Here is a 544-nt window from a genome sequence, read left to right as displayed (position 1 = left end):
GCCCCGCCTTCAACGGCCTCGCCCCCGTCCTGTCCATGCTCGCCCGCGCCTCCCAAAAGCCCATGAAGGAACTCAGCGAACGCACCCGCTGCTCCGCCTCCTACCTCTCCCGCATCCTCAGCGGCGAACGCATCCCCACCTGGGAACTCACCGAGCGTTTCGCCCGCGCCTGCGGCGCCGACCCAGCCGTCCTGCGCAGCGTGTGGGAAACCGAACGCCTCCGCACCAACGGCCCCCTCCTCGACACCGAAGACGAAGGCGAGGGCGAAGACGACGACGACCCCCACCGCGCCGGCGCCCGCCTCCTGAGAGCACTGCGCACCCTGCACGTAAGAGCCGGCCAGCCCACCGCCCACGACATCGCCACCGCCAGCAAACGCCAGCTCACCCCCACCCTGATCACCGCCGTACTGGACGGCACCCAGTTCCCCGGCTGGCGCGACCTCATCAGCCTCCTCCACGTCCTCGGCGGCGACATCACCTACTTCCAGCCCCTCTGGGAAACCGCCAACCGACCCACAACCCCCACCGACACCACCCCCAC

1 protein-coding gene is annotated in these 544 nt (G+C 70.2%); it reads left to right on the top strand.

Annotated elements, in window-relative coordinates; all coding sequences use genetic code 11:
• On the top strand, positions 1-544 hold a 544-nt coding region (locus tag ACSNOH_RS35075), incomplete at both ends, for a helix-turn-helix domain-containing protein (RefSeq protein ID WP_436725487.1).

This window comes from Streptomyces sp. URMC 127, from assembly GCF_051386535.1.
GTDB lineage: Bacteria > Actinomycetota > Actinomycetes > Streptomycetales > Streptomycetaceae > Streptomyces.
Note: the sequence above shows the minus strand (reverse complement) of the source record. Positions and strands in the feature narration are given on the sequence as shown.